The 14077-nt window shown below is 35.3% G+C and carries 12 protein-coding genes and 1 tRNA gene; 5 read left to right on the top strand and 8 right to left on the bottom strand.

Annotation, left to right across the window (positions count from 1 at the left end; translation table 11 throughout):
- Together BBH99_RS01300 and BBH99_RS01295 are read right to left on the bottom strand one after the other, a co-directional pair.
- A partial coding sequence (locus BBH99_RS01300) for an ecotin family protein (protein ID WP_066690922.1) occupies positions 1-419 on the bottom strand: 419 nt, incomplete at its 3' end.
- A gap of 43 nt (positions 420-462) precedes the next feature.
- A complete protein-coding gene (locus BBH99_RS01295; RefSeq protein WP_066690919.1) occupies positions 463-6363 on the bottom strand; it encodes an alpha-2-macroglobulin family protein in 5901 nt (1966 codons plus the stop codon).
- A gap of 18 nt (positions 6364-6381) precedes the next feature.
- Between BBH99_RS01295 and BBH99_RS01290 the strand changes: the two genes are divergently transcribed.
- The 4 genes from BBH99_RS01290 (at position 6382) to BBH99_RS23120 (ending at position 8799) form a co-directional block, all read left to right on the top strand.
- Positions 6382-7137, top strand: coding sequence for a UbiA prenyltransferase family protein (locus tag BBH99_RS01290; protein ID WP_066690916.1), 756 nt, complete (start codon positions 6382-6384; stop codon positions 7135-7137).
- A gap of 3 nt (positions 7138-7140) precedes the next feature.
- On the top strand, positions 7141-8220 hold the full coding sequence (gene recF / locus BBH99_RS01285) for a DNA replication/repair protein RecF (RefSeq protein ID WP_066690913.1): 1080 nt from the start codon (positions 7141-7143) through the stop codon (positions 8218-8220).
- 13 nt (positions 8221-8233) lie between these two features.
- Positions 8234-8527 (top strand): hypothetical protein, encoded by a 294-nt coding sequence (locus BBH99_RS01280; protein WP_066690911.1) that lies wholly within the window; start codon positions 8234-8236, stop codon positions 8525-8527.
- A gap of 107 nt (positions 8528-8634) precedes the next feature.
- Positions 8635-8799, top strand: coding sequence for a bacteriocin-like protein (locus BBH99_RS23120; RefSeq protein ID WP_419716421.1), 165 nt, complete (start codon positions 8635-8637; stop codon positions 8797-8799).
- 184 nt (positions 8800-8983) lie between these two features.
- Here BBH99_RS23120 and BBH99_RS01275 read toward each other — a convergent pair whose 3' ends face one another.
- From BBH99_RS01275 to BBH99_RS01255, 6 genes are all read right to left on the bottom strand, one after another.
- Positions 8984-9457 carry a hypothetical protein gene (locus BBH99_RS01275; protein WP_123872944.1) on the bottom strand — a complete coding sequence of 158 codons (474 nt, stop codon included), beginning with the start codon at positions 9455-9457 and terminating at the stop codon, positions 8984-8986.
- Between the two features lie 11 nt (positions 9458-9468).
- Positions 9469-9627: a type VI secretion system amidase effector protein Tae4 gene (locus BBH99_RS23015; RefSeq protein WP_262487181.1), complete on the bottom strand. Its 159-nt coding sequence runs from the start codon at positions 9625-9627 to the stop codon at positions 9469-9471.
- Between the two features lie 46 nt (positions 9628-9673).
- Positions 9674-9901 carry a T6SS effector amidase Tae4 family protein gene (locus tag BBH99_RS23010; RefSeq protein ID WP_066690906.1) on the bottom strand — a complete coding sequence of 76 codons (228 nt, stop codon included), beginning with the start codon at positions 9899-9901 and terminating at the stop codon, positions 9674-9676.
- 112 nt (positions 9902-10013) lie between these two features.
- Positions 10014-12050, bottom strand: coding sequence for a recombinase (locus tag BBH99_RS01265; protein WP_066690897.1), 2037 nt, complete (start codon positions 12048-12050; stop codon positions 10014-10016).
- A gap of 13 nt (positions 12051-12063) precedes the next feature.
- Complete coding sequence (gene mtgA / locus BBH99_RS01260; RefSeq protein ID WP_066690894.1) at positions 12064-12708, bottom strand: monofunctional biosynthetic peptidoglycan transglycosylase; 645 nt, start codon at positions 12706-12708, stop codon at positions 12064-12066.
- Between the two features lie 43 nt (positions 12709-12751).
- Positions 12752-13798 (bottom strand): ABC transporter substrate-binding protein, encoded by a 1047-nt coding sequence (locus BBH99_RS01255; protein ID WP_066690884.1) that lies wholly within the window; start codon positions 13796-13798, stop codon positions 12752-12754.
- 58 nt (positions 13799-13856) lie between these two features.
- On the opposite strand from BBH99_RS01255, the gene BBH99_RS01250 reads away from it, so the two are divergent.
- Positions 13857-13930: transfer RNA gene (locus BBH99_RS01250), tRNA-Arg, on the top strand.
- The last annotated feature ends 147 nt before the right edge of the window (positions 13931-14077 follow it).

The raw sequence follows: 14077 nt of genomic DNA, 5'->3' as shown, positions 1-14077 counted from the left end.
GGTACATAGAATACCAATGGCAGCTTGCTGTTGTATCTTACGATTTCCGGCTTAAGGGTAACAAACTTCTTAGATAGTTTCTGTCCCGGGCAAGCCATTAATGTTCCTGCTGTTTCTCCTTTGGATTCTACTTCATAATAGTTGTATCCCCATCCCTGAAGATCCTGGCTTTTCATTTCTCCCATTAAAGAGTAATTGTTGCAGTCTAACATTTTTTCAGCTCCTACAAAAACTTCCACTTTTAAGTCGTTTTCGTTTTTGGCAACCGGAAGCTGGATATATACTTGTTTGTATCCTTCTTTAGCTTTTGGGAACATTTCAATCTGTAGTTTTTCAAACTTTTCAGCTTTCTTTTGAGCGAAAGCGCTTACCCCAGCCATCAATACCAATCCAGTAATTAAAGTTTTTGAAAATTTCATTTTATTTGGTTTTAAATTTTACGTATTTGCTAATAGCCAAAAATCATTCCAAAATCTGAATTCCCGTTCCTTTTGTGTGTGAATTCATCTGAGGAGCATAGTAGTTTTGCATTGTAGTAATGCCGTTTGAGAACTTTCCGGATGCATTGGCAACTACATCATATTCAAACACATATTTGCCTTTTGGCATATATTGAATATAAAAATTTGTGGACGCATCTTTAGTAGATTGATAATATCCTAAATTATTTTTCCACTGATATCCTGATAAAGCATCAAGAGGTTCAAATCCTGCAGCACGCATATCTTTAATATGAATGAATTCCATAGCTCTGTCTGTATTCAGGATCATTCTTACGGTTACTTTATCTCCTACTTTCAATGGTGTTTCCGGCGAAATCTTCTGAAGTTCTTCTCCGTTTACTGTTTTCACTTTTTTATACAGTTCCTTAGTTACGGAAATATAATTTTCGGATGATTTGATTTTGTCCAGATCTTCATAATACTGCCAGAACAATCCTCCCTGAACAATTCCCGGACCTGGTTTGGTTACTGTAACAGTTCCCAGGTTTTTATCTATCGCATCTGTTTTCACGGTTGATTTCACATATCCTGTTGCCTGAGTCTGAGGGACGATTTCTTTTCCGCCCCAAACTATGGTTGCTTTATCACTTTCAGCACCTGTCCATGATTTTCCTGAATTTAAGATGGTAAAGATCACTTCAGCAGTTCCTCTTGAGCTTCCCCATGAGTTCACTTCTTTCTGAGTTACCAGCCAGATCTTCATGTCTTCTATAAAGTTGGTGTCATTCGCTTTTAAAGTATTGAATGCTTCCAATGCTCCGGCATGGTTTACTACTTTAGAACTGAACCAACCCCAATCATTCAGATTTTGTTTCCAGTATACTCCTTGAGTTTTGGTGTCTGTTGAAGTTTCTTTAAGGTAAGTCATCAGTTTATCTGATACATCTTTCACCCCGTAATCATTCATCAGTAAAGCAGCACGGTGAAGTCCGAAAAAGGTAAAATCGGTAATTTTTGCCGTTTTCGCTTTTTGTTTCACCAACGTTTTTAAAGCAGCCCCTTTACCTTTTAAAGGATATTGTTTTTCCCAGTAGTTTCTGGTATCCAGATAATCAAGAACCCAATTGCTCCAGACATTATCTTTCTTAGTATCTGCATATTTACTGATCTCGTTATCTACATACTGGATCAGTTTTGCGACTAAAGCATTCTGTCCTGCATTCTGATACTCTTTTGCATTATCTTTTAACCATAGGTTAATTTTTCCAAGGTTCTTAAGGATATATAATGAAGTACCATAAGAACTTGGATATCCTGCATACCATGAGAATCCGCCATCAGGATTTTGAAGTTTGCTGAAGTCATCCCAATTCTGGTTAATTGAACTTCTCATGGTGTTCACATCAAACAGAAGTGCCAGCTTTTGCATCTGCTCAGCCTCATTTTTGCTTTCCAGTACCCATGGTGTTTCATCCAATAACAGCTGTTTCAGTTCCTGATTTTTTTCAAGATTTGAATTTAATAATCCTTTGCCCTGATACTCATCAAACACCGTTTTCATTTTAGGATTTGCTTTGAAGATCTCAGAAGCTAATACATCCGCAAACCACTTATTGAAAATTACATCTGCCGAGTTGTTCTGATCATTTTTCAGACTTGGAAGGGCAAACATAATTTCCCAGATCGGATTGGTTGTTAATTCCAACGTATTGGAAACATTTGAAGCGGTTGTAGAGGTGTTATTTTTAAGGTTATCCAACACAAAAGTCTTCGTTTCTCCTTCCTTCACAAACACCGGTACAGCATCGGTCACCAACATTCTGTTTGGCAATACAGCCACAGCCTGCTGTTCTCCGTCAGAATAAGCACCTGCTTTTGCCACTACTTTTAAAATGATAGAAGATACGTTGTTTGGAACTTTCAATTTCCAGATTAATGCTCCGTTTCCATTTTCATTCAAATCAAAATTCTGTGTTCCTGAAATGATTCCAAATTTTGAAGAGATGTTTTCATTAGTGAAGGCATCTAAAATCTGTAATTCCGCAGAACCATTCATCTTTTTATTGGTAAGATTGGAAAGTTTTGACTGTAAATTCAGTTCATCCCCTTCTCTTAAGAATCTCGGATAGTTTGGAGTCACTGAGAATTCTTTCTGTGTTACCACTTCTTTTTCCAGGGTAGCCGCTCTTGCATCTTTTGTATGAGCAAGGAACATTAATTTCCATTTGGTTAAAGCTTCCGGAGAAGTGAATTCAAAGCTAACGTTTCCTTCTGCATCGGTTTTCAGATCCGGATAGAAGAAAGCGGTTTCATTTAAATTCTGACGTACAGGAACTTTTTCTAATTCCTCTTTTGGTTCAGAATGATCGGCTGCTTTAGCCTCTGCAACAACTGCTCCTGTTACCTGACTTTCCCTTTTCTGCCCATAGCCCGTTACTACCACTTCTTCAATAGCCGCAGAGTTTCTAGCAATAGGCGCTGCCGGCACTGCTCCTGCTACTCCTTTACGACGCAATTTAGGTGATTTCACTCCATCATTTGAAAGATTATAAAACAAACTTCCGTCAAACCAGTTAAAGTTTGGTACTGTCACATAATTTCCATTGAAATATTTCAGTCGTTGCTGATAGCTTTTTTGCTCCAGATACTCTCTTACATCATAAGAAGTGATGATATTGAATGGAGTGTATAATTTATCCCAGCCATAAGTATTCACAGCAAACTGGTCTAAAGACATATCGTACATATTGGCCAATACCTCTGCATTTACTTTTTCTTTATCGTTTCCGGTAATTTTTACGGTCCATTTTTCTTTTGAATTCGGTTCCAGTTTATCCCTGAAGGTAACCGTCTCAATTTTTAAAGGTTTCTCTGTGTCTTTAATTTTCAACACGGCAGTTTGTGTCTGTACATCGTTAAATGCTACCAGCTGGAACTGAAGATTCAGTTCAGAAACGCTTTTATCTTTTGGAATATCAGCAGTGTATTCAAGGATTCCTTTTTTCAGCTGATGGGTTTCTGTGATTGTTTTACCGGATCCATCCTGAACAAATACATTCACTAATGCATCAGGAATGGCGGAATATACCAATACTTTTGCTTTTTCTCCTCTTGCTGTTTCCCCTTTTGGAGCAATCACCGTTAAGAAGGTTTTCTGAGTCGGTTTCAGGGAAGTTTTATCCCAAACACTGAAATATTGAGCTGCTTTGATCGTATCTTTTCCTTCGATATTAAATAGCTCCAACTGATAATCTCCTGCTTCCAGTTTTCCTAAATCCAAATCAGAAGCCTGAGCATCAGAAGATGGCTGCTGTTGTCTTTCAACAATAACTTTTTCTGTTTTCCAGTTTTTGAGCTCATCATTTTTATCAAACAAATCATGTGGGAATTTACTGATGAATTCTGTTTTTGAATATTGAGGCAGATTCTGAACTTCAGCTTTGAAATTATCTCTGAAAATTCTATCCGGTGCAGTCAGCTTCGATAGCTTAACCTGATAAGCTTTTTTAAGAACCTGCTCGTTATAATTCTTAGTCTCTACTTTTAATTTTGCATTTTCATCACTGAATATATTTTTGATTTCATCAGCTTTGATATAATGAGAAACGGAAGCTACTTTCAGGTCCGTATTAGCGGATTGAGTTTCCTCATTAATATCGGTAACAGATGCATTGATCTGGTAGTTATCAATCTGGATTCCTTCTAATTTTTCATCTTTCTTAAGATCTAAACGGATCACAAACTCTCCTTTTTCATTGGTTTTGGCTTCTCCCAAAATTGAGTTTTCATTATCGTTCCCTCTTGGATACCACCAGAAATACCTCCAACGGATATTTTGTTTTTTGATCTCGTAATTTACCGTTGTATTGCTTAAAGCCACCCCTGAGAACATCATGGCCTTCCCTTTCAGCTCTATGGTCTGTCCGTATTTATATTCTTCTTTTACCGGATCAAAGGTCACTTCAAACTTCGGCCTTTTGTATTCTTCTACTCTAATATCTTTATATCCCTGGCTCGCTCCATCCGTGTTCAGGTAAAAAGTACCATTCAGTTTTCCTTTTGGCAGCATAAAACTGCCATGATAGGAACCGAATTCATTAGTCGTAAAACTTTGAGAAGAAACTTCCTGGTTATTAGCATCCATCAAAGTAATTTTCTGCTTCAATCCGGAAGTTACAGATTCAGTCTCATTATTTAAACGGGTATTCACTACTTTGAAATACACCATCTGCCCAGGTCTGTATATTCCTCTGTCTGTAAAAATCTGAGCTTTGGAACGGGCTTCTTTGTTGGGATTATATTCTTCAACTCCATTATTTCCGTACACCTGCATGATCTGGAAATCATTGGTTTTAGGCTGCTGAACCAGGTATATTCTGTAATATCCTTTATTGGCCGTAGCAGGGAATTTGAAAACCCCTTTATCATTGGTTTTCCCCTCAATTTTATTGATTGAATTGTTATTAACAAATTCATAAAAGCTAAGATTTTCGTTGGCTACCGGTTTTCCATTTTCACTGCTCACCAATTTCAGATCGTCTGCCAATGAATTTCTGGATGATCTGGACTGATAAATAATCTTGTTTCCTGAAACCAGAAAATAGAAATTCTTTTCAGGATCATTATCTTTTGTACCTGTTCCGGCTACAGAATATTCTGCCACATACACTCCGGAAGGAAGTGGTTTAATTTCCAGTGAAGTTTTATGAAGCTGATAATCCTTTGGATCTGAAAGCTGGTAGGTTTCCTTTCTTACCAGATTCTTTTTTACATTATTGAAATAATTATCTGCGTAAGAATTCTGTGCATATTTTATAAAGGACAGAAAATCTTCTTTTACCTCATAAATATTGATCGAAAATTCAGAAACATTCTTAGACTCGGCAATAAAATGAATCGGCAGATTATTTTGAGTCTGCTTTTCATATTTGATGCTCAATACAGTATTGGTAATCTGGTTTTCTTTGTTTTTAATGTTTTCGATGAAAGGAGATTTCGGATATTCAGTTTTAGCCTGTGCTGCCACCGCAATAGCCTCCTTTGCTTTATTTTTCGCCACCAGCTCATCCATGATATCTTCCATGATGACTACTTTATAGTCTCCCTGTACATCAGATTTAGCTAGCTTCTGAAGCTGTTCAAGCTTATCTTTACACTGATTGAAATTACAGTTATCCACCAGTTTTTCCTTCATGAAATATAACTTTGGATTTCCGTTATTCTGAGTAATCAGTTCATCAAAAATGGTATTGATGGATTTTCTGTTCTCTGTAAGTTCATTTTTGGTGAAAATATTATTCTCAGATAAAAACGCTATTTTTTTAATGCTATACCAATCATAAAGACTTGGGAAATATGCAATATCTTTGGTGTCTGAAAACAGATCTTTATATTTTTCCAAAGAAGCTTTCTTCATGTCCTGTTTTTGTAGATCCAGTTCCAGATAGCTTTTGGTTAAATAATTTTTGAAATCAAGTTTGGTCCAGGTCTCAATCTGTGCAAGATTCTGCGTATTGATATTGGTTCTTCCGTTGATCTTCCAATAGTTTTGATTGAAATAATCCAGGAAAAAATTATTTAACAGGACTTTATAGACCAATTTTTCTTCTCCTTTCAGTTTTCCTTCTGCCTCCTGAAGTTTTTTAAAGAATTTTGAAGCGGCATCATTTTGATCGTCGTCCACAGTCTGGTTTACAATACTGAACTCTGCTTTCAGAGACCGGATTAACTGAATGGTGTTATTTTCTTTCATAGCTTGGTTTTCTAGGTCCAAAATAATGGGTAGATTAGATTTATAAGCTCCTTTCTGACTGTTTTCCGCTATTTTTTTCCACTGGTCATCATAATATTTCTGTGCAATAACCGGTGAAAAGCCCAATGATAGCAATGAAAGCATAAATATCTTGGAAAATCTTTTCATATATATTAATTTTGATAAATGAACATTATAAAAATACTGAAAAAAACCGTCATAGACAGTCAAATTTATGTCTCCTTAATGGGAACTCTTTTTGCAGTATTTTTCATGAAAGAGCAAAACACATTCCGTTTCCCTACGATTCTATTGATTTTCATTACGTATTTCAGTGGCTATATTTATACCAAGTATCAATACACTAAATATTTTTTCAGAATATTGGTTCTGAATGCCATTGCCGGGATTGTCTGTGCCTTTCTCATCATCCATAATCACAATGAAGTACGATTACTGAAATGGTTTATTATTGTGGTTCTTGGATTGTTATACAATAGTTTTTTCCTGGATGTTTATATCCGTAAAATCCCTTTACTGAAAGTATTTTATGTAGGATTAGTCTGGGCATTGGTGAACTGCTGGCTTACCCTTCCTGAGTTCAGTCTTCCTATTTTCCTGATCAGCTTCTTTTATATTACGGCATTGGTTCTTCCGTTTGATATCCGGGATATGAATAATGATACGGTAAAGACTTTTCCCATGATGATTGGGGTTCAGAATACGAAATATATTGCGTACGGATTGGTTTTCATCAGCAGCCTTATTGGAGTTTTTTATCTGAAACCTTTATATGCGACTGCATTTTTTCTGTCCAGTATTATCACTTATATTTTGATTTATTTCTCTGAAAACAAAAGAGATGACACCTATTTTTCATTCGGAGTAGAAACTTGTTCGGCACTTCCTTTTTTATTTTTACTAATAATGGAGTATTTTTGACAAATGATTATCAAGAAGCTTTCCCTATATAATTTCAAAAACCATTCTGAGAAAAAGTTTGAATTTTCCCCACAGATCAATTGTTTTGTAGGCAATAATGGTGTAGGCAAGACTAATATTCTGGATGCTCTGCATTATTTATCAGTAGGTAAAAGCTTTTTGGGGAATACGGACCTGAACAATATTAAAAAAGAGGAAGACTTCTTCACCATTGATGCTGAAATTCAGAATGAAGATGGTGAGGATAATATCAGAATCACCCAGCCTAAGGAAGCCAAAAAGGTGATTAAAAAGAATGATAAAAGCTACGACAGGCTCGCCGATCATATCGGGTATCTTCCGAGTGTCATGATTTCACCTTACGATTCAAACCTTATTTCCGATTCCGGAGAAAGCAGAAGGAAGTTTCTGGATGCCATGATCTCCCAAACGGATTCTGAGTATCTTTTCGATCTGATCCAATATCAGAAAACCATTCAACAACGAAATGCTTTACTGAAATATTTTGCTAAAAACAGAACCTGGGATAAAGATTCACTGGAAATTTATGATGAACCGATTACCCGATTTGGAACCAAAATTTTTAATAAAAGAAAGGTATTTGTAGAACAATTAAATCCTATTGTTCAGAACTTTTACCAGATTATTTCGGGTGGAAAGGAAACCGTTTCTGTCATCTATGAATCTCACCTTTTAGAAAATGCTTTTGAAGAACTTTTAAAAGAAAGCCTTGAAAAAGACCGTATGCTCACCTATACTTCAAAAGGAATTCATAAAGATGATCTTCTTTTTGAAATGGATCATGTTCTCATTAAAAAAGTAGGGTCCCAGGGACAGCAGAAGTCTTTCCTGATCTCTTTAAAGCTAGCTCAGATGAGTTTAGTAAAAGAACTAACCAAAAAGACACCTATCCTTTTGCTGGATGATATTTTTGATAAGCTTGATGATACCCGTGTTTCGCAATTGATTGAACTGGTTAATAAAGAAAGTTTCGGACAGATTTTTATTACAGATACTCACAGAGAGCGTACGGAAAGTGTTGTAAAAAAAATTAATGAAGAGAGCGTCATTTTTGACATATAATTCCGAACCACTTATGAAAAAGAAAAAACGCGAATACCAGTCTTCTGAGCTTGTAAAATCTTTTGCAAGAATTTATGGTTTTGAAGATAAACTTGTGGCTTTTGATATTAAAGATTTTCTTGAAGATTATCTTGACCAGAGCCTTTTCAATGAAATCAGAAGTGTGAATATAGAAAATAAATGCATTATCATTAAAATAGATTCTCCCCTCCTTAAAAATGATTTTAAAATGCGTAAAAATTTCTATCTGAAGAAGTTTCAGGATAAGTTTGGTGAGGATAAGTTTGATGATCTGAAGATTCTGTAAGCCTCTCCCTATTCATCAATGATTACAAAAAATTTGATTAAAAAAAGTTAAGCTTATTTCGAAATTAAGTGATATATTTAAAGTACATAAAATAAATCATATTTACCATGAAAAAAGTACTTACACAAAAGAAAGTATCAAGAGAAAATTTAAAAAAAATTCAAGGGGCGGGACGAATGGTGTGCTGCGCTTTATCCTGTTCAGACCTTACAACATGCGCTTTTTGGGAACAGCTACCAGCAGAATGTCCAGATTTACCTTACTGCATATAATCAAAGTTATTAGATATTATAGAAAATGCTACCATTGTGGTAGCATTTTTATTGATATTCTTTCCATTTATTAAAAAATTCTAAACAAATAGAGTTTGATCAGACTTTTATTACAAATACCCATAGTGAAAGATAAATTTTATAATCTTCAGATATTTTGTAAGGTAACATTCTACCAAAATTTCTAATTTTTATACATTCCTGAAGCGAAGCCCCAATAATCTTTTTCATCAATCCCAGTTTCTGGATTAATTGGACTGTAGTTTTTTAAAACTCCAGCTAGTTTTATACTGTCATTTTTAAATAAAAGTCCCTGAATATCACTTCCGGTAATTTTACCCAAATTATCTTTTTTAGTTTCTCCTAATATGATTATTGTTTTTTGAACATTGAACTGCGGATATGCATACGAAGTTACTTTCCCATTATACCTTAAAAAATAACAAGGAGGTTTGACTTCTAAACTTTCTGACAACTTATATTTATCTGAAGTAACCTTTATTTTACCAACTCCATTATCATCTATTAATTCGAGTAGCATCCCATTAATTTTTGCCGTATCTGAAACTATTATTTTATGATTATCCTTCAATATATCTTTCTTATCCCGACAAGCCTGCAAACATACAATCATAATTATATAAATTATTGTTCTCATATCAAAAGAATTTAAATTAATGGCCAGAACCATATTTCAACACCCAAAGATAAATAATTAACAGATCCAGCTCTCAAAGAAATTCCATCCCATAAATCAATATGATCTGTAGCTCCCCACCCATCTTTGATGAAAATCAAACCTTTATGTTTAAAACTTTTACTATTCATTTTTGGATATTTTTTTCTTGAAAGTTTTAAGGTATTACCAAATATCTCAGGGGTGTTTGTCCACCCAATTAGCCAGTTCCTGAGCTCTTAAAATATGTCTAAATTTATCATCATGTTTTTCCCAACATCTTGCTCCTGAAAAAGAACTTAAATCCACCCCTGATTTACTAAATGCTTCACTCATCCGTATTGCACATTGATTGGGAAATTCCGCAACATTACAGGGTTTAAAAGTCCCAGGATGATTTTTCCATAAAATATCAAATCTTACCATATCGAAATAATTATGCCATCCAAATTAATAAATTATATTTAAATCACATAATAGAGAAATTAAATTCAAAAAAAATCCCAGAATAATTTCTAGGATTTTTATATTTAATATTCTAATGATCCTGCTCTTCCGATTTATTAGAAATCGTACTGCTCATCAGGTCATCTGCTTTTTTATCCAATCCTGAACTTAGTGGCAAAAAGAATTTCAGCGGATGCTTTATAAAATACCTGAAAATTTCTTTATAGATTTCACTTACCTGTCCGAAGTTCATTTTTCTTGACCTGAATGCCAGGAACATGGATAAACTGAAACTTACCAAAAAGTTGAAAAACCCAATTAAGAAGACCGTTACAAAGGAAATCCAGAATGTATAGGAATCTACAGAGAAATCTTTTCCATATAGCCCTAACGCGAAGTTTCCGGCAGCAAAGGTAATGTGTCTGATATCAAGATCAAGCCCGAAAAACAGTCCTACAGGCGCCGTAGCTCCAAGAAAAACCCCGAACCAGAAATTGGAAACAATTCCCGGCCAGTTCTTCGCATAATATTTTGATAGCCCTTTTGCAAATTTTTTCCCGAAAAAACTTCTGATAGAAAGGTTTTTGGCAATTCTTTCCGGAATCTGGTAGAAAACGGAGTTATTTCCGATATTTCCTGAGATAATTCCGGAAATGAAAAGATAAAACCCTGCAATACTGGCGTGAAGAATTGCTTTGGATTTAAAAGGATCCAAATCTTTTAATAATTTATCTGATCTTTCAACCGCAAGATTTTGTGAAAAGAATACATCCAGCCCATAAATAATGGCAAGGGCAACCGGAAATGCCAGTAAAACGTTTCCTACGAAAGCAATAAACTGACTTCGGAATAGTTTGGATACAAGGTGGGCAAACTCAGTGTTGTTTCTTTGGCTGTTTCCTTCTTCAGACAATACTTTGGTCATGGTAGCAGCAGTCATTGCGGGTTGTTTTGTAGCCAGGGTGAAGCCCATCAGATAAATCATTACAAATCCCATTGCATAGTTCATAGAGTACAAAAATGCGTGTGAAAAATCACTTCCGGGAATATATCCGTACAACATTTTCAGGACGCAGAGCGCTCCTACGATAATTCCACCACCACTCGCTTTATAGAACATGGTCATATATTCTTTCCTGGTGGAAGTAATATAGTGGGTTCCCGTTTCAGCAGTGTGATTGGTGATAAGGTGTGAGATCAGCCTTGTACTGTCATTAATCAGATCTGCAATATTATTCTTGTGTGATTTATAACTCAGTATATTAAAGATCAGCTGTTTTGATTTTAGCAGAACATCTTCTTCATTGTCAATAACCAATAATTGTACGATCTCGTAAATTCTATCGGTCTGCTGACGAATTTTAAGCAATGATTGATTAATTTTCCCTGAAATTCCATATTTCGCAGAATTTTTGAAGGCTATATTCACAAATTCAAGGCATTGCTCTGCATAAATCTTGATCTGCTTATACCGGCTGTCTTTGGAATGCAACTGCAGCTCAGGATCTTTAACCAGATCATCTGCTAAAGCTTCCAATTCATTCTGTAATGCAAGAAATGGATTGGAAAGATTCCTGTATTGAGGAGCCATTCTTACCACTTCCACTTCCATTGCCATTCCCGTTACCCTCCATGAAAGGATATTCATTGAGAAGATCAGCTCCTTTTTTACATTAGGTTTAATGATAAAGTCTGAAGCTCCGATGAGTGTCAAAAATTCATCAATCTCATTTTCCGGAAGGTTGTGAAGATATTTTAAGTCTGTTTTAGGTCTTAGACTTACATTATCAATCATATACCACACTGTTTTCTCATTTTCCACAGGCGGCAGAACCTTATTCAGGATTCTTTTTTTAAGTTCCGGGAAAAAGGCATTTTCAGAAAGAATATTAGCCTCTGTTAATGACAGGTTGAATGGTCTTCCTTTAAAAATATTATGAATGTAATATCTGAAGTTTTCCGTAAATTTCGGATTGCTTTTGAAAAAATTAAGCACATCTGTAAAGTCTGCCCTTTTTACACTCTCTAGCAACTCTGCAAAGGGTTCCAAAGAAAGGGTTTCGTTCTTAAAAGAAAAGTATTTTTTAAGAACTGACTCAAAATTTGTGCTGGAATTAAAGAATTTCATTAGTACAAAGATACTATTTCAAACTCACATTCCTCATCTGTCTCATGATCCAATTGTGTTTCTTTCTTAAATAAGGGGATGGATTCTTTGGATCGTATTTCTTTGGATTCGGCAGTACAGCAGCAATCCAGGCAGCATCTGAAGTGCTCAGATCTTTGGATGATTTACCGAAATAATATTGTGCTGCTGCTTCCACACCGAATACTCCCTGCCCCATTTCAATGGAGTTCAGGTACCTTTCAAGAATAATATCTTTACTCCATACTTTTTCAATAATAAAAGTATAGATGGCTTCCAGCCCTTTTCTTATCCAGCTTCTGCCCTGCCAAAGAAAGACATTTTTGGCGGTCTGCTGGGAAATGGTACTTCCACCTCTGATCTTTTTGCCTTTTTCGTTATACTTCATTGCTTTTTCAATAGCCGTATAATCGAAGCCGTCATGGTCAAAGAATTTCTGGTCTTCTGAAGCAATCACTGCCTTTTTTACGTTATTTCCCATTTCATCATAGGAAATATAGTCTCTGTGTAATTTTCCATACTCAAAAAGGCCTCCAATCTGGGTAAGGGTAATGGGTGGATTAAAAAATCTTCCCCAAATGATAAAAACTACGTTCAGAACAAGAACGATGAAAATAAACTGTTTAATTCTTTTCCACATAACTTTATAAAAAGGAAAGGCAAAAATAAGCAAATAGTCCGATTTACTGCAATTCTTTCATATAAGTAAGCTGATAATCCGGTAAAAGTTCTGGATGGAAGATTTTAATATAATCTTTAAGAATAAGATCTGCTCTTACAACTCCACTTTCAAAGAAATCATTAGCCTTCTGTCTCTCTTTTCCAGCCATTGTATACAGCTTTCCATTATTGAATACATCCAGCTTTCCATAGAAATTATTCATCTTGAGCATTTCTTTTTTTGAGGTGTGATTTCCTGCATTTACCCAATACTGAACACCATTCGTTTTTGCAAATACTTCTTCAAAACTCATGGTCAAAGCTTTTTCCTCCTTATTATCTTTCATGATATAATTCGCGTTGGCATCAGCGATATAGTGAGCTACGGAAGTATTTCCACCCGGAAGATACCAAACGCCACCATACATTTCATTAGCCAGTACAACAGGTCTTTCTTTGGCTGTTAAGGCCAGCTTCTTCAGATCATTATAGTTTTTCTCTACTTCCTGATATTTGGCTTCGGCTTCTTTCTCTTTTCCGAAAAGTTCTCCGAATAGCTTTACATAAGCTGTTTTCTGTAATGGCTGCTGCTCCATATACTCATCCAGGAATATCACCTGAATACCATTGTTCTTCAATAACTGATAAGCATTATCAAAACTTGCAATATAATTGGTGAAAATCGCATCCGGCTTCATGGAAATAATTTTCTCTACATCATACTTCTGATCACTACCAACATTCTGAATTTTCCCTTCTTTAATCAGATTCTGGATTTTTTCCGAATAAATATACTCAGGACTTGATACTCCAATGATTAAATTTTCTGCTCCGAGTTCTGAAATATACCCAGCCATACTGGCATTAAGAAGGATGATTTTCTTGAAAGGAGTTTGATTTTTCCTGAAATTATAGGTGAAATTTCCAGATTTCAACTCCAGATTTCCATCTTGCTCCTTGTATTGGGTGCGATTTGAAATATTTGTCCAATCTGAGGACGAAATTTTTGTTTCTCTTTTACAGGCAATTAGCGAAAATACCGTAAATAAAAGTAAAATTTTCTTTTTCATGTTTCAAAGAACGGAAAAAAGTGGTATATTTGCAACCGTTAAACAATAACAAACAAACGGGCTCGTGGCGCAACTGAATAGCGCATCTGATTACGGCTCAGAAGGTTACAGGTTTGAATCCTGTCGAGCTCACTTAAAGAGACAACTATTAAATAGTTGTCTCTCTTTTTTTTTGCGCATAAAAATCTCTATATCAAACTTTGGATCAAGCGCAAAAGTTGTGGACTAAGCAAAAAATCGAGTTCATCTGAATAGAAAAATTTACCAATTAGAATCAAC

Source organism: Chryseobacterium contaminans, assembly GCF_001684955.1.
GTDB classification, from domain to species: Bacteria; Bacteroidota; Bacteroidia; order Flavobacteriales; family Weeksellaceae; genus Chryseobacterium; species Chryseobacterium contaminans.
This window is presented reverse-complemented; position numbering and strand designations above follow the sequence as displayed.

Excerpts from the sequence above, each read along its gene's own strand:
- BBH99_RS01295 (WP_066690919.1), bottom strand. The coding sequence starts at position 6,363 with ATGAAAAGATTTTCCAAGATATTTATGCTTTCATTGCTATCATTGGGC.
- BBH99_RS01290 (WP_066690916.1), top strand. The coding sequence starts at position 6,382 with ATGAACATTATAAAAATACTGAAAAAAACCGTCATAGACAGTCAAATT.
- recF (WP_066690913.1), top strand. The coding sequence starts at position 7,141 with ATGATTATCAAGAAGCTTTCCCTATATAATTTCAAAAACCATTCTGAG.
- BBH99_RS01280 (WP_066690911.1), top strand. The coding sequence starts at position 8,234 with ATGAAAAAGAAAAAACGCGAATACCAGTCTTCTGAGCTTGTAAAATCT.
- BBH99_RS23120 (WP_419716421.1), top strand. The coding sequence starts at position 8,635 with ATGAAAAAAGTACTTACACAAAAGAAAGTATCAAGAGAAAATTTAAAA.
- BBH99_RS01275 (WP_123872944.1), bottom strand. The coding sequence starts at position 9,457 with ATGAGAACAATAATTTATATAATTATGATTGTATGTTTGCAGGCTTGT.
- BBH99_RS23015 (WP_262487181.1), bottom strand. The coding sequence starts at position 9,627 with ATGAATAGTAAAAGTTTTAAACATAAAGGTTTGATTTTCATCAAAGAT.
- BBH99_RS23010 (WP_066690906.1), bottom strand. The coding sequence starts at position 9,901 with ATGGTAAGATTTGATATTTTATGGAAAAATCATCCTGGGACTTTTAAA.
- BBH99_RS01265 (WP_066690897.1), bottom strand. The coding sequence starts at position 12,050 with ATGAAATTCTTTAATTCCAGCACAAATTTTGAGTCAGTTCTTAAAAAA.
- mtgA (WP_066690894.1), bottom strand. The coding sequence starts at position 12,708 with ATGTGGAAAAGAATTAAACAGTTTATTTTCATCGTTCTTGTTCTGAAC.
- BBH99_RS01255 (WP_066690884.1), bottom strand. The coding sequence starts at position 13,798 with ATGAAAAAGAAAATTTTACTTTTATTTACGGTATTTTCGCTAATTGCC.